Origin of the sequence: Candidatus Planktophila dulcis (assembly GCF_002288225.1) — a bacterium.
Classification (GTDB): Bacteria; Actinomycetota; Actinomycetes; order Nanopelagicales; family Nanopelagicaceae; genus Planktophila; species Planktophila dulcis.
On sequence record NZ_CP016777.1, the window covers coordinates 1,277,360 to 1,294,805 of the forward strand.

The 17,446-nt window shown below is 47.6% G+C and carries 16 protein-coding genes and 1 tRNA gene; 4 read left to right on the top strand and 13 right to left on the bottom strand.

Annotated features, from left to right (window positions below; translation table 11 throughout):
* Positions 1–8 precede the first annotated feature (8 nt).
* Positions 9–3,338: a bifunctional proline dehydrogenase/L-glutamate gamma-semialdehyde dehydrogenase gene (locus A1sIIA65_RS06630; protein WP_095676745.1), complete on the bottom strand. Its 3,330-nt coding sequence runs from the start codon at positions 3,336–3,338 to the stop codon at positions 9–11.
* A 74-nt stretch (positions 3,339–3,412) separates the two neighbouring features.
* On the opposite strand from A1sIIA65_RS06630, the gene A1sIIA65_RS06635 reads away from it, so the two are divergent.
* On the top strand, positions 3,413–4,867 hold the full coding sequence (locus A1sIIA65_RS06635; RefSeq protein ID WP_095676746.1) for an aminopeptidase P family protein: 1,455 nt from the start codon (positions 3,413–3,415) through the stop codon (positions 4,865–4,867).
* On the opposite strand, the gene A1sIIA65_RS06640 is transcribed toward A1sIIA65_RS06635, so the two are convergent.
* The 11 genes from A1sIIA65_RS06640 to A1sIIA65_RS06690 all read right to left on the bottom strand — a co-directional run bounded on the left by A1sIIA65_RS06640 (position 4,856) and on the right by A1sIIA65_RS06690 (position 13,268).
* The gene (locus tag A1sIIA65_RS06640; RefSeq protein WP_095676747.1) at positions 4,856–5,194 is read right to left on the bottom strand and encodes a fluoride efflux transporter FluC; all 339 of its coding nucleotides are present in this window, start codon (positions 5,192–5,194) and stop codon (positions 4,856–4,858) included. The genes A1sIIA65_RS06635 and A1sIIA65_RS06640 overlap by 12 nt on opposite strands.
* Complete coding sequence (locus A1sIIA65_RS06645) at positions 5,191–5,544, bottom strand: fluoride efflux transporter FluC (RefSeq protein ID WP_095676748.1); 354 nt, start codon at positions 5,542–5,544, stop codon at positions 5,191–5,193. Before A1sIIA65_RS06645 ends, A1sIIA65_RS06640 begins: the two co-directional genes overlap by 4 nt.
* A gap of 3 nt (positions 5,545–5,547) precedes the next feature.
* Complete coding sequence (locus A1sIIA65_RS06650) at positions 5,548–5,889, bottom strand: phage holin family protein (RefSeq protein WP_095676749.1); 342 nt, start codon at positions 5,887–5,889, stop codon at positions 5,548–5,550.
* The gene (locus tag A1sIIA65_RS06655) at positions 5,889–6,647 is read right to left on the bottom strand and encodes a succinate dehydrogenase/fumarate reductase iron-sulfur subunit (RefSeq protein ID WP_095676750.1); all 759 of its coding nucleotides are present in this window, start codon (positions 6,645–6,647) and stop codon (positions 5,889–5,891) included. The genes A1sIIA65_RS06650 and A1sIIA65_RS06655 overlap by 1 nt, the downstream gene beginning before the upstream one ends.
* Entirely contained in the window at positions 6,647–8,527 is a 1,881-nt protein-coding gene (locus A1sIIA65_RS06660; protein ID WP_095676881.1) for a fumarate reductase/succinate dehydrogenase flavoprotein subunit, read from the bottom strand. Before A1sIIA65_RS06660 ends, A1sIIA65_RS06655 begins: the two co-directional genes overlap by 1 nt.
* Positions 8,528–8,542: 15 nt before the next feature.
* Positions 8,543–9,343 (bottom strand): hypothetical protein, encoded by an 801-nt coding sequence (locus tag A1sIIA65_RS06665; protein WP_095676751.1) that lies wholly within the window; start codon positions 9,341–9,343, stop codon positions 8,543–8,545.
* A 159-nt stretch (positions 9,344–9,502) separates the two neighbouring features.
* Positions 9,503–9,585, bottom strand: a tRNA-Ser gene (locus A1sIIA65_RS06670).
* 49 nt (positions 9,586–9,634) lie between these two features.
* Positions 9,635–10,465 carry an HAD family hydrolase gene (locus A1sIIA65_RS06675; protein WP_095676752.1) on the bottom strand — a complete coding sequence of 277 codons (831 nt, stop codon included), beginning with the start codon at positions 10,463–10,465 and terminating at the stop codon, positions 9,635–9,637.
* On the bottom strand, positions 10,462–11,730 hold the full coding sequence (gene serS, locus A1sIIA65_RS06680; RefSeq protein WP_095676753.1) for a serine--tRNA ligase: 1,269 nt from the start codon (positions 11,728–11,730) through the stop codon (positions 10,462–10,464). The genes A1sIIA65_RS06675 and serS overlap by 4 nt, the downstream gene beginning before the upstream one ends.
* Complete coding sequence (gene pheA, locus A1sIIA65_RS06685; protein ID WP_095676754.1) at positions 11,727–12,569, bottom strand: prephenate dehydratase; 843 nt, start codon at positions 12,567–12,569, stop codon at positions 11,727–11,729. The genes serS and pheA overlap by 4 nt, the downstream gene beginning before the upstream one ends.
* 3 nt (positions 12,570–12,572) lie before the next feature.
* On the bottom strand, positions 12,573–13,268 hold the full coding sequence (locus tag A1sIIA65_RS06690; protein WP_095676755.1) for a glycerophosphodiester phosphodiesterase: 696 nt from the start codon (positions 13,266–13,268) through the stop codon (positions 12,573–12,575).
* Between the two features lie 37 nt (positions 13,269–13,305).
* Between A1sIIA65_RS06690 and A1sIIA65_RS06695 the strand changes: the two genes are divergently transcribed.
* From A1sIIA65_RS06695 to A1sIIA65_RS06705, 3 genes are read left to right on the top strand one after another with little or no spacing between them, the layout of a single operon-like run.
* The gene (locus A1sIIA65_RS06695; RefSeq protein WP_095676756.1) at positions 13,306–14,076 is read left to right on the top strand and encodes a PP2C family protein-serine/threonine phosphatase; all 771 of its coding nucleotides are present in this window, start codon (positions 13,306–13,308) and stop codon (positions 14,074–14,076) included.
* Positions 14,073–15,620 carry a protein kinase domain-containing protein gene (locus tag A1sIIA65_RS06700; RefSeq protein ID WP_095676757.1) on the top strand — a complete coding sequence of 516 codons (1,548 nt, stop codon included), beginning with the start codon at positions 14,073–14,075 and terminating at the stop codon, positions 15,618–15,620. Before A1sIIA65_RS06695 ends, A1sIIA65_RS06700 begins: the two co-directional genes overlap by 4 nt.
* Before the next feature lie 9 nt (positions 15,621–15,629).
* On the top strand, positions 15,630–16,811 hold the full coding sequence (locus A1sIIA65_RS06705) for a cytochrome P450 (protein ID WP_095676758.1): 1,182 nt from the start codon (positions 15,630–15,632) through the stop codon (positions 16,809–16,811).
* A gap of 5 nt (positions 16,812–16,816) precedes the next feature.
* Here A1sIIA65_RS06705 and A1sIIA65_RS06710 read toward each other — a convergent pair whose 3' ends face one another.
* Positions 16,817–17,446: an aminodeoxychorismate/anthranilate synthase component II gene (locus A1sIIA65_RS06710; protein ID WP_095676759.1), complete on the bottom strand. Its 630-nt coding sequence runs from the start codon at positions 17,444–17,446 to the stop codon at positions 16,817–16,819.

The following is a 17,446-nucleotide window of genomic DNA, read 5'->3' on the forward strand; positions in this document are numbered from 1 at the left end:
TAATTGGCTTAGGTAAGCCCTGAACATGCTGGCTTAGGCCCACCGTTGGGATTGCCATAACGGTGATAGGTGATTGCAACTGATTGCTCGAGCAACCATCGAGGAGTTTCGATATCTCCACGTTGCGCAATAGGGCGATGATCTACCGAAATGCCTTTGAGCATCTCCTCATAAATGGGTGGCTTACTTGAAGCAAGCCAGCGAATGCGAGCATATTTCTCTTTCACATCCCTTAAGTCAGTTGTGAAAATAACCTTTGCCCCAGTTTTTTCAGAGATGTAATGAATCAGTGACTTTTCATCTTGTGTCGTTGATTCATCGACTACAACAACAATTGGCGCTAAGTAATGACGATAACGCTGGAAGTTCTTCTCAACAATTAGACCACTTCGATCGATTGCTTGTGAACCAACTTTTGCCCACCATGTGTTCACACCAAAGATTGCAGCCTCTACATTCGTCACTTGCAGCCAGTTGCGAAGTGTGTTGACGTAGTTAAGTCCGCCAGCTTTAGCGTTAGGTCCAACAGCAGAGCGCTTCCATCCACCAAATGGTTGGCGATTAACAATCGCCCCAGTAATTCCGCGGTTCACATAAAGGTTTCCAGCCTCAATGCGATTGATCCACTCTTCGCACTCTTTCTCATCAAGAGATTGAATTCCAGCTGTTAACCCAAAATCTGTTTCATTCTGCCAAGTAATTGCTGTATCAAAATCTGGCGCTTCAATCACAGCAAGTACTGGACCAAACCACTCATTGCGATGTGACCAAGACTTTGCTTTCACTCCAAGCTTCACACCTGGGCGCCACATGAGTCCTGCATCATCTAATTGCTTAGGTTCAACAAGCCATGTTTCACCATGCTCAAGTTCTGTGAATGCGCGGGTGAGTGCTGCCTCTGATGGGCGAATGATGGGGCCTACCGTTGTTGAGAAATCCCATCCTGCTCCCACATGCAGAGATTCCACAGCATCTTTGAGCTGACGAACGAATGCTGGGTCGTTATAGATATGGGTATCAACGATTGCAATCGATGCTGCAGAGCACTTCTGTCCTGCGTGCCCAAAAGCTGATTGCACTAAATCTTTGACTGCTGCATCGATATCAGCACACGCTGAGATAAGGACTGCATTCTTTCCGCTGGTCTCAGCCATCAAATTGATTTCAGGGCGCCAAGAAGTAAAGAGTGATGCGGTATCAAAGGATCCGGTAAGGATTACGCCATCAATTCCTGAATTAGTAACGAGATACTTTCCATTTTCATCATCGCGCATCGGCAAGAACTGCAGAACATCTTGTGGCACTCCGCCAGCCCACAGATGGCTAACGATCTCCCATGCTGTGGCAACAGTCTCTGGTGCAGGTTTGAGAATGACGGTATTTCCTGCAGCAAGGGCAGCACACACTCCGCCCATTGGAATTGCATAAGGGAAGTTCCACGGTGGAATAACAAGAATGGTTCCAAGAGGAGTTGACTCACCAAAGTTCTGCGCAGTAGTTGCATAGAAGCGCGCGAAGTCGATTGCCTCTGCAACTTCAGGATCTGCCTCGGCTACTGTCTTTCCTGCATCGCGCGACATCACAGCAATTGTCTCTGTTGTTGCCTTTGCCATCACATCAGCTGCCTGAAAGAGAATATCTGTGCGCTCCTGTATTGAGAGTGCACTCCACTTCTCTTGTGCTTTTTTGGCTGTGGCAATCGCTGTATCAACATCTTTAGTCGAACCAACTGAATAGTGATACCAAACTTTGCCATTATCGGAAGGATCAGTTCCCTCTTCTTGCTCCTTGGTAAATACTTCTTTCCCATTGATTACTAATGGAATCTCTTGATCTTTAATCGCACGAACCTTCTTCATTGCCTTGGAGACGGCGTTGATGAAGTTAGGTTCAGTCGGATCAGCATTGCGTTCATTCTCAAAGGTTGTTGAAGTATTTGTCAGATGCTCCACATGGCGAAGGGACTCAGTAGTAATTGTGTGACGCTCTGAAATCGACTTGAGGAAACGCTCTTCTTGTTCCTTAAACTTCTTTGGGTTCTTCGAGATTTCAAATGCAGCCTTCAAATAGTTCTCATCCGATGTGTTCTCATCGAGGCGACGAACAAGATAGGCGACAGCTGCGGCAAAATCATCTTTACGAGTCACCGGCGCATAGAGAAGAACGGGCTGACCTGCACGAGTCACAGCAAGTGCTTCAGCATTTGCCATACCTTCAAGCATTTCAATATCTATTTGATCTAGGACACCGCGAGACTTTGCGACTTCAATCGCCCATGTCATGTGAAATAGGTTGTGGGATGCAATGCCGATGCGCACAGCCTTTGAATGTTCAGGGCGAAGGGCAGCATCGATTAGGCGCACGTAAGAAGCATCAACATCTGACTTTGTTCGATAAGGCGCAGGGCTCCATCCATGAAGTTCTGCTTCAGCACGCTCCATTGCAAGGTTTGCACCTTTTACTAAGCGCACCTTGATGGATCCACCGCTGCGTGCATAACGCTTCTGCGACCATTGCACGAGATCGCCAAAGAATTGATGTGCTTCAGGCAAATATGCCTGCAGAACAATTCCGGCCTTCATGGATTCAAACTCTGCTTCATCCAGTACGCGCATGAATGCTGCAACTGTCATTGGAAGATCGCGATACTCCTCCATATCCAGGTTTACAAATACTCCATGCTGTTGTGCTTCGCGATAGAGAATGCGCATCTTTTCTGAAACTCGAGTAATTGAACCTTCGACATCGATGATGATGAGTTGAGCAACAATGGATGAGAGTTTAACTGAAATGTAATTTACTTCTGGGCGGCGCATCATCTCCAGAATCGATTGGAAGCGAAGCTCTGCTTCATGATCACCAAGGACAGCTTCACCTAAAACGTTGATGTTCAGGGCAATACCTTTATCACTGCGCTTACCCATGTGCTTTGAAAGTTTCTCAACTTCAGATGCAAGAATTAAATCTTTTGAAAGAGCGCGCACTCTCTGGTGCACTGCTGCGACTACTGGTGTTGGCACTACATGTGAAAGAACTCCAATTGCATGTAGGCCAATACCGTTGAGTGGACCAAAGCCGGTGATGCTTGCCTTCTTTGCAGCCCGACGGAAAATACGTGAGGAAGATTTCACGGATGAAATGCGCATCACTTCATCGGTCAGAGTGATGGTCGCTTCAATTGCCTCAGGATCTTTAAATAATCGTGCAACTCGCTTACGGTTGGCTTTCTCGCGACGATCGCGCAACTTATCTGACTCTTTCATCAACGCTTGAGTTCGCGTGATTGCAGTGGCTGCTAGCTTGTCTAAGGCTGCATCTGTCTCAAAAATTGAGGGCATTTAGCAAGGTTATCAAGGGTTATTTGTCTTTGCTCACCCTATAAATGTGAGATTAAAGAGCGTAGGATTCAAATATGAATAACGAGAATGCAGACGTTACGACAGATAAGCCAAAGCGCGTTCACGACCAGGTGCCTTCTGAGCTCTTCGCTAACTTTATGAAATCCGGCTGGACGCCATCTGAGCTAACAGATATCGCGCCACTCGAAGTTGTGACCTACGCATATTCACGTCGCCAAGTGTTATCAGCTGCCTATAAGGGAATTCGTCTCGTTCTCCCTGCTGGCGGATACAAGGTTCGTGCCAATGACACTGATTACAACTACCGTCCACATAGTGCATTTGTGTATTACAGCGGTGTGCAAGGAGCTGATGCAACTGCAGATGCTGTTCTTGTCCTAGAACCATCAGGTGATTCACATATTACTTACCTCTACATGCACCCTCGCTCAACGCGCGATACTGATGCTTTCTATCGCGATGCAAAGTATGGAGAACTCTGGGTTGGGCGTCGCTTCACACTTGATGAAGCAAAGTCGCGCTATCAAATAGATACTCTTCAATTAAATGATCTTGAAGCTTTATTGAGTGATGGCAAAGAGACTCTCACGCTACGCAGCGTTGATCCCGCAGTGGACCCTAAGGTGAAGAAGCATGATCGTGAAGAAGAATTTGCAACTTTCGTCTCAGAGCAGCGTCTGTGCAAAGATGAATATGAAATCCGTGAGATGCAGGCAGCAGTTGATGCAACAGCGCTCGGCTTCAACGATGTCATCCATGCGATGCCTGCGGCAGTTGAAACACCTCGTGGTGAACGCGTTCTCGATGCTGCCTTCTATGGTCGTGCTCGAATTCTTGGTAATGATTTGGGATATAACACCATCGTGGGTGCAGGTTCACATGCATGTGTGCTGCACTGGATTCGCAATGACGGAGATGTTCGTCGCGGAGAGTTAGTACTTATTGATGCTGGTGTTGAAGTGGAATCCTTCTACACAGCAGATATCACCCGCACACTGCCCGTCGATGGCAAGTTCACTCCTGCTCAGCGCGCGCTCTATATGTTGGTCTATGAGTCACAACTTGCAGGCTTTGCAGCAATTAAGCCTGGAGTACTTTTCTCCGAAATTAATAAAGCCTGCCAAGCAGTATTGGCAAAGGGCTTGGCAGATATGGGAGTGCTTACCGTTTCAGCAGAGGAATCACTGAAGCCAGAAGTTGGTCTACATCGCCGTTGGACTCTTCACGGTGTGAGCCATCACTTAGGACTCGATGTTCACGACTGTGCACAAGCTCGTAAGGATCAGTATCTCGATGCACCTCTACGTGAAGGCATGGTTCTCACAGTTGAGCCAGGACTCTATATCCAACCTGATGATGAACTCTTCGCACCTGAATATCGCGGTATCGGAATTCGCATTGAAGATGATGTTGTTGTCACTGCAGATGGTTGCCGCAATATCTCTGAGGATATTCCACGCCACCCAGATGAAATTGAAAAGTGGATGAAGGCCGTCTTAGGACGCTAGCTGATAGCCCGCGTAAGCGGCAAGTAAACCAAAGGCGATAGAAGCCACGAGGTTTGCTGCAACCACTTTGTACTTCTTTAACTCATATCCAAGGTAAAGATCGATAATGAATGTCGACCATGTTGTGAATGAGCCAGCGAAGCCGATTGCTAGAAAATCATGCCAGCGCTCGGTTGTAGCAAAAGTTGCACCGATTAAGAATGATCCCAGAATATTGACTGTGAAAGTTCCCACTGGTTTATCGGTGAACTTCCTAAAGTATTGATCTACTAAGAAGCGAGCAGGGGCGCCGATTGCCGCACCAAGAATCACCATCAGCGTATTCATGCTCGCACCTTCACAAATCTACGTGCGGCCTTGAGTGATAAGTGAGCAACCACTAGTGATGCAACGATATTTACGAGTAAGTAGGTGAGGCCAGCTTCTTCAGGTGCTACAGCCTCATATGTCACGGCAGAGAATGTCGAGAGTCCACCGCAGAAACCTGGCAAGAGGAAATAACGCAATTCAGTGATGCCCCGTCGCTCCATGAAAACCATAAAAACCATAGCCAGAGTAACTCCAAGTAAGTTGGCAGCTAGAGTTCCGAGCCCGCTTGAAGGAATTAAGAGTGAGAGAAACCAGCGAGTGAGGGAACCGAGGATGCCTCCGAGGGAGACAAGCCAGACGGCCCTCAAGAGTTACACCAACTTCTTAGTTGATTTAAAGAGTGTGGTGATCACGCTGATGATGAGGGAGGCAAGAAGTGCGGACCAGAATCCTGTGACTTCTAACTTCTCACTCCATCGCGCGGTCAGCGACAGCATCGCCGCATTAACCACAAAGAGGAAGAGGCCGAAGGTAACGATGGAGACTGGAAAAGTTAAGACTTTAATGATGGAGCCGAAGACGCTATTAATGAGACCCAAGAGCAGAGCGACCCAGAGATAGGTAGTTAGGCCACCATCGACGGTGATGCCAGGAACTATCAGCGTTGCAATCCACATTGAGAATGCAAGCACTGCCCAGCGGATGAGCAACATTAGTTGCGCTTTTCTCGCTTTAACAGTCCTGAGAACATGCGAGCTGGATCGTATTTAATATCAACAACGCGCTCCTTCATTGGAATGATTGCGTTGTCGGTGATCTTGATGTGCTCTGGGCACACTTCAGTACAGCACTTTGTGATGTTACACATTCCGAGACCATGCTCTTCTTGTGCCGTGCGCTTACGGTTCTTCAACATATCAAGTGGGTGCATATCAAGCTCTGCGATGCGAATAAAGAATCGTGGGCCAGCAAATGACTTCTTGTTCTCTTCATGATCGCGGACTACGTGACATACATCCTGACATAGGAAGCACTCAATGCACTTACGGAACTCTTGGCTTCGCTCAACGTCAACCTGTTCCATGCGAGCTTGCCCTGGAGCTAGATCTTTTGGATGTTCGTATGCAGGAATCTCCATCGACTTCTTATAGTTAAATGAGACGTCTGTAACGAGATCTTTAATGATTGGGAATGCTCGAAGTGGCGTCACAGTAATGGTTTCATTCTCATCAAAGGATGCAACCTGAGTCATGCAAGCAAGACGTGGCTTTCCGTTGATCTCCATAGAACAAGATCCACACTTGCCAGCCTTACAGTTCCAACGAACAGCTAAGTCGCCCATCTGTGTTGCTTGAACGCGGTGAATAACATCGAGAACAACTTCGCCCTCGTTGACATCTACCTGAACATCTTTAAGACCACCGTCTGTTGCATCTCCTCGCCAGATGCGAAGATTAAGTTTGCGCGCCATTAGTTGGTTCCGCCTTTCGCAATTTCTGCCGGTGTCATGTACTTCTCGAGTTCGTGAACATCAAAGAGGTCAAAGAGCTCTTTCGGAATTACTGGGAGGGCCTGCGCCTTGATATTGACTTGGTTGCCATCGAAAGATGAGATGTGATTGACCTGACGCCAGGTGCTATTCATTCCTGGGAAATCATCGCGAGTGTGACCACCACGTGATTCTTCACGAAGCAGTGCTGACTTTGCAGTTGATTCAGCAACGAGCAACATATTGTCGAGATCGAATGCCAAGTGGAATCCTGGGTTGAACTTACGTCCACCAGCTACTGCAACCTCCTTACTGCGAGCGCGGATATCGGCAATCTTTGCGATTGCATCGATGATCTCAGCACGTGTGCGAATAATTCCAACCAAGTTGTGTGTGACTTCTTGAAGTTCTGCGTGAAGTGAATAGGAATTCTCTCCACCTTCACGACTAAAGGGAGCCTCAATGCGAATGGCTGCTGCCTTGATAGTTGCATCAGAGACAGGGTTTGCACCGGCGCTCTTCACATACTGCGCAGCACCTGCACCTGCGCGACGACCAAAGACAAGTAAATCTGTGAGTGAGTTACCACCGAGACGATTTGATCCATGCATACCGCCAGCGACTTCACCTGCGGCATAGAGTCCTGGGACTCCAATTGCCGCTGCTGTATCTGGCTCTACCTCAACGCCACCCATGACGTAGTGACATGTGGGGCCAACTTCCATCGCTTCCTTGGTGATATCTACGCCAGCCAGCTCATAGAACTGGTGCCACATAGATGGAAGACGCTTCTTAATAATCTCTGCGGGAATTCGCTTGGAAACATCGAGGAATACTCCACCGTGTTCTGTGCCACGACCAGCTTTAACCTCTGTATTAATCGCACGGGCAACCTCATCGCGAGGAAGAAGCTCTGGCGGACGTCGGTTATTGTCCTGATCTTCATACCAACGATCTGCTTCTGCTTCGTTATCTGCGTACTTATCCTTAAATACATCTGGGATGTACTTAAACATAAAGCGTTCACCCTCTGAGTTGGTAAGGATTCCACCTTCACCACGAACAGATTCTGTTACGAGAATTCCGCGTACTGATGGTGGCCAGACCATTCCTGTTGGGTGGAACTGCAAGAACTCCATATCAACAAGGTTTGCACCAGCTTTGAGAGCAAGTGCATGCCCATCGCCTGTGCCTTCCCAAGAGTTAGAAGTAATCTTGAAAGTCTTTCCTACGCCGCCAGTTGCAATAACAACTGCTGGTGCTTCAAAGAGAACTTCTTCGCCACTTTCGCGCCAGTAACCGTATGCGCCGGCAATCTTGCCATTCTCTTTAAGAATTTCAGTGATGGTGCACTCTGCAAAGACTTTAATCTTTGCTTCCATATCGCCAAATTCGCGACCATCTTTCTGCTGCAACTGAACAATCTTCTGCTGCATCGTGCGGATGATTTCAAGTCCTGTGCGATCTCCTACGTGTGCAAGGCGTGGATATTCATGTCCACCGAAGTTACGTTGTGAAATCTTTCCTTCTTTGGTGCGATCAAAGAGTGCGCCCCATGTCTCAAGCTCCCAGATGCGATCTGGTGCTTCTTTCGCATGAAGTTCTGCCATGCGATAGTGATTAAGGAATTTTCCACCGCGCATCGTGTCGCGAAAGTGAACCATCCAACTGTCGTTGTCATTGACGTTACCCATAGAGGCAGCAGCGCCGCCTTCTGCCATAACAGTGTGGGCCTTACCAAAAAGTGACTTGCAGATAATTGCAACGCTCAGGCCTGCCTCGCGTGCTTCAACAGCTGCACGAAGACCTGCTCCACCTGCACCAATTACTAGGACGTCGTACTTATGTCGTTCGAGTGTCATATCTGTCATCGTCCTTTAGAAGAAGTAGAAATTGGTCCAGGCGCCAGTTGCAACTTGGCGAACGTAGATATCTGCAAAAGCAACTCCAGCAAGTGAGTACCAAGCAAATTGCTGATGCTTATGGTTAAGAGCTGAAACCAAAGTCCAAAGCTTGTAACGCACAGGATGCTTAGAGAAGTGCTTTAAGCGACCACCAACTGTGTGGCGACATGTGTGACAAGACAATGAGTAGAACCAGAGAAGTGTTGAGCTCACAAGAAGCACAACAGTTCCAACGCTCATATGTCCCCACTCACCCTCAACGCTCTTAAAGGAAATGATTGCGTCATAGGTAAGGAATACGTTAAAGACAAGACCTGCATAGAAGAACCAACGGTGCGCGTTCTGCAAGATAAGAGGTGCACGAGTTTCACCCGTGTACTTTGTATGTGGTTCAGCAACTGCGCATGCAGGTGGTGATAACCAGAAAGCACGGTAGTAAGCCTTGCGGTAGTAGTAACAAGTCATACGGAAACCAAGTGGGAAGATCAAAATAATAAGCGCAGGAGAGAGTGCGAAGTTAAAGACTTGCGCACTAACTGGAGTCCATCCAAAGATTGTCGCTTCAGGTACACATGCCTCTGAAAGACACGGGGAATAGAAAGGTGAAATCAAATGGTCTTTGTAGTAATTCGCACCTTCGAATGCACGAAATGTTGCATAGATAACGAATGAGAAGAGAACTCCAAAGGTAATCGCAGGCTCTAACCACCATTTATCGGTGCGTAGCGTGCGCTCTTTGATCTTCGCGCGCGTTGGAGAAAAAACTCCGGACATATCTGCTCCCCTGGATTCTTACGACTTATGAGAGAAGTGTGCGCTTACAAGCGTAAGTGCGCTAGGCGGGAACCCTCGTAAAGCTTATGAAGTCAGCCACAACGCGAGAGGGAAATGCGAAACCCACCACAGTATCTGGGGCGGGTTTGGCATTACGCGCGGAGGACGTGGGATTTGAACCCACGAAGGTTTCCCTTGCCGGTTTTCAAGACCGGTGCACTCGGCCGCTATGCGAGTCCTCCGTGGGAGAGATTACCCGAAATCGGCTTCTTGGAAAAATCGTCTAGTTATTTACGCTGGAAGTTCAAGCAATTGCTCGATGATGATTGCAACACCATCTTCTTCACAAGGACCAGCAATGCCCTTTGCATATTTGACTCCATCAGGATGGCCATCTGCCATTGCAAATGATCGACCACACCATTCAAGCATCGAGAAATCATTGGGATTATCACCAAATGAAACACAATCGGCTGCATTTAGGCCAAGTCGTTCTGCCATCTTTGCAAGAGTCATTCCTTTAGAAACACCGAGTGCTGAAATTTCCAGAAGTGAATCAGAAGGGTTGGAGTGCGTCACTGTCACAACATCTTTGAGTTCAACGAGTGCGATTGCAAGCATCTCATCAGATGAAAGCTCCTGCTGAGAGCAACGGGCTAGGATTTTCAGCGCAGGAGAGGTAATTACCTCTTCAATCTTTTCAACACCGACATTATCAAGGCCCACATCCCAGCGTGGAATATATGCCTTCTCACGGTGGAAGTAATTATGTGATTCAACAGCAAATGAAATCTGTGGGATTACTTTGCGAAGACGGTTTACTGCCTCCAGTTGAGCATCTACTGGAATAAGCCATTCCTCTAAGACTTTAGCGTTATGCAAGTCATACAACATTGCACCATTGCCACAGATTGCATTGCCAATTCCAAATGCCTCTTTAATCTCAGGCATCCAACGTGGAGGACGGCCTGTCACAAAGAATATGTGCACGCCCATCTCATGCGCTTTTCTAAAGGCATCAATAGTGCGCTGGGTAATGTCGCCGTAGTGAGCGACGATGGTTCCGTCGAGATCAGATGCGATTAACTTTGGGCGGCGCTGGAAATCTTGGTGAACGCTCACACAAGCTCGAATTTCTTCATTCCAAGGAATGGTTGAAGGGCTGCAGGAACATTGACTGTGCCATCTGCATTCTGATGGTTTTCAAGAATGGCAACAATCATGCGAGGAATAGCTACCAAAGTGCCATTCAGCGTAGCAATCGCCTTAGTGCCCTCTGCATCCTTGTAGCGAATATTCAAGCGACGAGCCTGGAATTCGGTGCAGTTAGATGTACTTGTTACCTCGCGATAAGCGCCTTGTGTGGGAATCCACGCTTCGATATCAAATTTACGTGTTGCAGATGATCCAAGATCTCCTGATGCGACATCAATCACGCGGAATGGGATCTCCATCGCGTTCAGGAAATCTTTCTCCCACTGCAATAGACGCTGATGTTCTGCCTTGGCATCTTCTGGCTTACAGAAGGTAAACATCTCGACCTTATCAAATTGGTGCACGCGAATGATTCCACGAGTGTCTTTTCCATATGTTCCAGCTTCGCGGCGGAAACATGTTGAGTAACCGGCATAGCGAAGTGGCAACTTATCTGCAGGCAAGATTTCATCCATATGCATTGCAGCCAGTGGAACTTCAGAAGTTCCAACAAGATAGACATCATCTTTTTCAATGCGATAGACATTCTCTGCAGCTTGTCCTAGAAACCCTGTGCCTTCCATTGCAGCAGGATTAACAAGCACTGGTGGAATTACTGGTGAGAAACCGTTCTTGAGTGCACTTTGGATTGCATAGTTAACAAGTGCGAATTCAAGCAGTGCACCAACGCCAGTGAGATAGTAAGAACGAGAGCCTGCAACCTTGGCGCCGCGCTCAGTATCAATAGCGCCAAGCAACTTACCTAATTCGACGTGATCTTTTGGTTCAAAGCCATCTTTAGCAAAGTCACGTGGTGTGCCCACATGTTCGATAGTGACGAAATCTTCTTCTCCACCAATTGGTGCCTCAGTATCAAGCAAGTTTGAAAGCTGAAGAAGTAAAGCCTTTGCCTTGTCTTCAATCTCAGAACGCTTTGTGTCAGCTGCCTTGACCTTGTCAGCTAACTCTTTTGCATTGGCAAGCAGAGCCGCCTTTTCATCACCCTTAGCTGAGCCCACGCTCTTTGAGAGAACGTTCTGTTCTTGGCGTAGAGTTTCAAATTCTGAGAGGGCAGCGCGCTTGATCTCATCGATGGTAATGATCTGATCTACGAGCTCAACGTTTTCCCCACGGCCCTTTTGAGAAGCACGGACGACATCAGGGTTATCACGTAGGAACTTGATATCAATCATGAACGCACCTCTCGTGGATAAGAACCTAAGAATCTAATGTCATCGCATATCGCGCGAAGCTCTTCAATCGAACTACCGACGGGAGCATCCTTGATATGGCCTTCGACGTCAATAATGAAATGGTAGTGACCTAGTTCGCGACCTGTTGGACGTGACTGGATGAATGTCAGGTTGACGTCATGTTTTGCAAAAACCTGGAGGATTTCAAGCAAAGCGCCTGCATGGTCGATATCGATAAAGACCGCCATTGAGGTGCGATCGTTTCCTGTTGGCTCAGGCATCCATCCAGGCTTTTGAGCACAGATGAATCGAGTGACGGCTCCTGCATTGTCACCAATATTGTCTTGGCGGATTTCTAGCCCGAAATGTTCAGCTGCTGCACTCGATGCAATCGCTGCATCAAGATCGCCTTTGCTCACAGCTTCAGCTGCGGCAGATGTTGATGCGGTGGGAACAATCTCTGCATGCGGATAGTTAGCTGCAATATATGCACGGCACTGGGATTCAGCGTGTGGATGTGTGCCGATGCGTTTAATTGATGTAACACCTGGCTTTGTCATAAATGCAAAGGTGACAGGCAAAGTGACTTCACTTGCAATCGTCAGTGGGTCTCCACTTGCGAGTTCATCAAGTGTGCGAGCAACAACTCCCTCAACAGAATTTTCGATAGGAACCAGTGCATATTGTGCTTCGCCCTTGCGCACAGCATCGAGTGCGGCTGTGACATTTGCATAAGGAATCTTCACATCGCTATCGCATGTGATCTTCTTAAGAGCTGCCTCAGTAAATGTGCCGACAGGGCCTAAGTAGGCGAATGTATGGCTTTCGGTGGCGCTCACCGGTTAAGGATACCTGAGTACCTCGCGTGCATGTGACGGCTTATTTGTGATGAGAATATCGACGCCCACCTTCTCGCAGAGTTTGATATCTGCGGCATCATCAACAGTCCAGACATTGAGCGACTTTCCGAGCTTTTTGATTCGCATTGCACGGACGGGCTCTTCACGCAGCTCATTGATTCCAGGGCCGATGGAAGTCGCAGAAGATAACTTTGCCTGAAACCACTGGGTGTTCTTATGCATCAGAAATGTTGTTGAAATAGATGGATCAAGACGTTTCATCTTCTCTATTGCAAACCAACTAAATGACATTACTGACACCTCAATCTTTTCAATTCCTTTAGTTGTCTGCAGAGTTTCGACAACGACTTCTTCGATCCGATTGCCTGAAATGACTGGGTGCTTTGTCTCAATGAGCACGCCCTTTTTATTCTTGACTGCGAAGGCGAGAAACTCACCGAGAGTCAGAATCTGTGGGTATGCACGCGATACCTCTTTATATGTCATCTCGGCAATCAACCCAGGATTTCCTGCGCGCTCGAGCATGCTCGCGTTATGCCAGAGAACGGCAACCTCATCTTTGGTTAATCGGACATCGCACTCAAAACCATCAGCTCCTTGAGCCACCGCGCCTTCATAGGCAGCAAGGGTGAGCTCTGGATAGTCTGCGCTAGCGCCGCGGTGAGCATAGATAAGCATGAGACTTAAGAGTAGCAAAGAGATTAGGCTTACCCGCATGAGCTATTTCGCAACGTCTGCGCGATCTGCCGTTGGCCTTGTTCGAAGTGGCAATGAAGATAGCGGCCTTGCATCATCGCGCCTTGTTGCCGTTGCAGATGGAATGGGCGGACATGCTGCAGGTGAAGTCGCATCCAAGATTGCGATTACAACTCTTTCTGAACTCTCTGCAATCTTTACCAATCCAGAGATTGATTCAGAATCAGCCGATGACATCTATCTCAATGCATCTCACGAGATTGATCAAGCACTTAAAGTCGAAGTTGCTGAGAACCCACAGCTAGCTGGAATGGGAACGACTCTCACCTCTTTATTCCTGCGCGATAACTCGGTAGCGCTGCTCCATATTGGTGATTCCCGTGCCTATCGCCTGCGCGGTAACTCATTTGAGCAGCTCAGCGTTGACCACACTGTTATTCAAGAACTACTCAATCAGGGTGCCATCTCTGAATCAGATATTGCAACCCACCCTCAGCGCTCTGTGCTGACTCAAGTCTTGATGGGTGAGGGAAATCTGGAACTTCCTCTTCCGGTATTCGAAGGAAAAATTAAGGATCGCTATCTAGTATGCAGTGATGGTTTGAGCTCAGTACTGACTGATAAAGAGATGAAATCTCTTATCAAGGGCAAGGATCGTGATGAGGCAGTCAACGCTCTTATCGATGCAACCTATATCAACGGTGCACCCGATAACGTGACTGTAGTAATTGCAGATCTCGTGGAAGAAGAACAGCCATCTACTACCGAAAAGATAGGAGCAGCCCAATGATGAACTCATTGCTCGGCGGTCGCTATCTACTCGGTCAGATGATTGGCACAGGCGGAATGGCAGATGTTTATATCGCCCAAGATCAACGTCTCTCACGTGAAGTTGCCATCAAGATTCTCCGTAGTGATTTAGCAAAAGATCCAGCATTTGTTTCACGCTTTCGCAAAGAGGCAAAAGCTGCTGCTGGTCTTAACCATCCCGGCATCGTTGCTGTCTATGACTCTGGTGAAGAACCTGCTCCTTATATTGTGATGGAGCTTGTCTCAGGCCACACGCTGCGCGAACTTATTCATCAAGGTGAGCGCCTTCCACTGAATCGCGCGCTGGAGATAACAGAAGGAATTCTTGCAGGGCTTGAATATTCACATGAGCGCCAGATAGTTCACCGCGATATCAAACCTGCAAACGTCATGATTACCGATAACGGTGATGTGAAGGTGATGGACTTTGGAATTGCTCGCGCAATGGATGACCTCGGTGCAACACTAACCAGCACATGGAATGTTGTTGGAACTGCGCAATATCTCTCACCTGAACAAGCTGTGGGAGAACCTGCTGATTCACGTAGCGATATCTACTCAACGGGATGTTTACTCTTTGAATTACTGACAGGTGAGCCACCGTTTACTGGAGAGACACCTGTGTCGATTGCATACCAACATGCATCCAGTACTGCCCCACTAGTGCGCACTTTAAAATCTGAATTGCCTGAAGGTATTGAAATTGTTCTCGCTGTTGCACTCTCTAAGAAACCTGAAGATCGTTATCAAAGTGCACAAGCAATGCTCGATGACATTGCAAAGGTGCGTGCTGGTGAAGAGGTAACAACCAAGATTGCAACAGAGCCATTTATGACTCGACGCCGCGCCATCATCTTTGGCGGTTCATTCTTTGCTGCAATTGCCCTATCAATCACAGGATTACTGATGAGCGGTGGCGGTGCCAATTCAGGGCCAATGGTTCCAAACGTTGTGGGATTAAGTGAAGAGATGGCACGTGCTCTCCTTACTGATTATTCAGTAACAATTAAGCGTGCCCACGATGGTGTGATTCCAAGAGATCGCGTTGCTAGCCAATTACCGCTTGCGACAACACGAGCACAGATTGGTTCAGCTGTTGTCCTTACTATCTCTGACGGACCAGGAGATGCCATCGTTCCTGACAATCTTGTTGGCATGTCACTTATTGATGCGCGATCTGCGCTCACATCAGTTGGTCTTCTTGTCTCTCAAACAATTGCCTCGCCTTCAGATCAACCTCAAGGAACTGTTCTTGATGTGATGCCTGCAGTGGGATCAGTAACAGAGGCAGGAAGTTCTGTCATTCTCACCATCGCAAGTGGTGAGGTAACAGTTCCGAACTTGATCGGTATCGAAGCAATTCAAGCTAAGACTCTACTTATCCAAGCAGGATTTTTGATTAAGGAGTTTTATGATTACGACTCAGCACAACCAGCTGGAGTTGTTATTCGACAAGCACCGGAGGCTTCAACAACGCAGACAATTGGTAAGTCAGTAACAATTACGATTAACAGAGCTCCATAGGAGATACCCATGGATTGTCCACACAAGCACAATCTTCCATCCGATGGAACTCCACTAAAGCCTTCGCCCACTCTTGACTACTGGCGCGAATCATCTGCAATCACTCCACTTTCTTTTCCTGGTGGCCATGAAGGCTGGATTGCACTTGAGCAGCAAATTTCTCAAGAGATTCTTATGGATACGCGATTTAGCCAACAACCTCACCGCTTTCCAGGATTAGCTCCTCAGCAAAGTCCGGAAGAGTTCATTGATGAGCGAGATAAATTGGCCATAAAAACAGCAGATTTATTGGCCCTCGATGGGGATCAACATAGAAAGTGTCGCAAGACAGTTACATCCAAATTCTCATTTAAGGCAGTTAACTCCTATACAGAAGCGGTCTCTGCTCTTGTATCTAAACAATTGAGCCATCTTCTTGAACAACCGCAACCTGTCGACCTCACTGAACATTTCAGCGAGCCGATTTCAATTGCAAACCATGCCTTTGTACTCGGAATTCCAGATTCAATGGTGAAGGAATTTGAACGAACATTTGTTGGATCGGTGAGCAGAGAAGAGCGCATCAAGTACCTGCGCGATGTGTATCAATACAAATTAGAGAATCCTGGTGAGGACGTCATCTCTCACCTCATTCAATCCGAGCTCACACAAGCTGAGGTAGAAGGCCTTATCTACGTTTTCTTCACATCTGGTCGCGACTCCGTTGCTTACATGATCTCAACGAGTATGGTCGCGCTGCTTCAGAATCCAGATCAACTTAATCTCCTTCGAAATAGCCTTCCTGTACCTGCAGAAGCCATCGAGGAGCTCATGCGCTTCTGCGCCATGTTTGTCACTCTCTTTCCTCGAACCGCACTGGAAGATCTGGAGCTAAGTGGTGAGAAAATTCAAGCAGGTCAGAGCATTTCGGTATCCCCCGTCGCAGTAAACCGAGATCCACGAATCTGGAGTGAACCCAATTCGCTCAAGCTAGATCGTGAAGTAAAGGCGCATCTCTCTTTTGGCCATGGTATTCACGGATGTCTGGGACAACAGTTGGCACGATTGGTAATTCAAGAATCACTCACACAATTACTTAGAGCAATAAACTCGATTGAGTTGGTCTCTGCAGAGCAATTAGAGCCAATGGAGTTTGCTCACCCTGTTGCAACTTACAAAGTGGGAAGTGTGTTTATCAACTTTAAGAAGTAAGGCAATTACCTAGAGCTACCGACAACAGGAGATAGTCCAACAGCACGCTTTGGTGCATCTACATCTCCGCACTTGACTAACCAGTTCGCAAGCATGAGATGTCCATGTTCAGTTAAAACAGATTCGGGATGGAACTGCACACCTTCAATAGGAAGAGTTGTGTGTCGCATCGACATCACAACTCCTGATTCAGTAGATCCTGTAATTTCAAGAACTGCTGGAACAGTGTCGCGCTCTACTGCAAGTGAGTGATAACGAGTTGCCATAAATGGCGATGGAAGATTTGTTAGTACACCTGCACCGTTATGAATTACTTGTGAAGTCTTTCCATGAAGAAGCTCTGGTGCACGAGAGACAGTTGCACCAAATGCTTCACCGATTGCTTGGTGTCCAAGACATACTCCAAAGAGTGGGATGGATTTCTCTGCACAGAAATTAATCATCGCAATACTGACGCCAGCTTTATCGGGAGTGCCAGGTCCTGGTGAGATCAAGACCCCGTCGTATTTGCCCGCCTCACTCGCCTCGACTTCATCATTGCGAACAACGGTGCACTCAGCGCCCAATTGCTGCAGATACTGCACCAGATTGAAGACGAAGGAGTCATAGTTATCGATGACGAGGATTCGAGCCAT

What these genes read in the sequence shown, in the direction of transcription:
- A1sIIA65_RS06630 (WP_095676745.1), bottom strand. Translation starts at nt 3,338, where the DNA reads ATGCCCTCAATTTTTGAGACAGATGCAGCCTTAGACAAGCTAGCAGCC.
- A1sIIA65_RS06635 (WP_095676746.1), top strand. Translation starts at nt 3,413, where the DNA reads ATGAATAACGAGAATGCAGACGTTACGACAGATAAGCCAAAGCGCGTT.
- A1sIIA65_RS06640 (WP_095676747.1), bottom strand. Translation starts at nt 5,194, where the DNA reads ATGAATACGCTGATGGTGATTCTTGGTGCGGCAATCGGCGCCCCTGCT.
- A1sIIA65_RS06650 (WP_095676749.1), bottom strand. Translation starts at nt 5,889, where the DNA reads ATGTTGCTCATCCGCTGGGCAGTGCTTGCATTCTCAATGTGGATTGCA.
- A1sIIA65_RS06655 (WP_095676750.1), bottom strand. Translation starts at nt 6,647, where the DNA reads ATGGCGCGCAAACTTAATCTTCGCATCTGGCGAGGAGATGCAACAGAC.
- A1sIIA65_RS06660 (WP_095676881.1), bottom strand. Translation starts at nt 8,527, where the DNA reads ATGACACTCGAACGACATAAGTACGACGTCCTAGTAATTGGTGCAGGT.
- A1sIIA65_RS06665 (WP_095676751.1), bottom strand. Translation starts at nt 9,343, where the DNA reads ATGTCCGGAGTTTTTTCTCCAACGCGCGCGAAGATCAAAGAGCGCACG.
- serS (WP_095676753.1), bottom strand. Translation starts at nt 11,730, where the DNA reads ATGATTGATATCAAGTTCCTACGTGATAACCCTGATGTCGTCCGTGCT.
- A1sIIA65_RS06690 (WP_095676755.1), bottom strand. Translation starts at nt 13,268, where the DNA reads ATGCTTATCTATGCTCACCGCGGCGCTAGCGCAGACTATCCAGAGCTC.
- A1sIIA65_RS06695 (WP_095676756.1), top strand. Translation starts at nt 13,306, where the DNA reads ATGAGCTATTTCGCAACGTCTGCGCGATCTGCCGTTGGCCTTGTTCGA.
- A1sIIA65_RS06700 (WP_095676757.1), top strand. Translation starts at nt 14,073, where the DNA reads ATGATGAACTCATTGCTCGGCGGTCGCTATCTACTCGGTCAGATGATT.
- A1sIIA65_RS06705 (WP_095676758.1), top strand. Translation starts at nt 15,630, where the DNA reads ATGGATTGTCCACACAAGCACAATCTTCCATCCGATGGAACTCCACTA.
- A1sIIA65_RS06710 (WP_095676759.1), bottom strand. Translation starts at nt 17,446, where the DNA reads ATGGCTCGAATCCTCGTCATCGATAACTATGACTCCTTCGTCTTCAAT.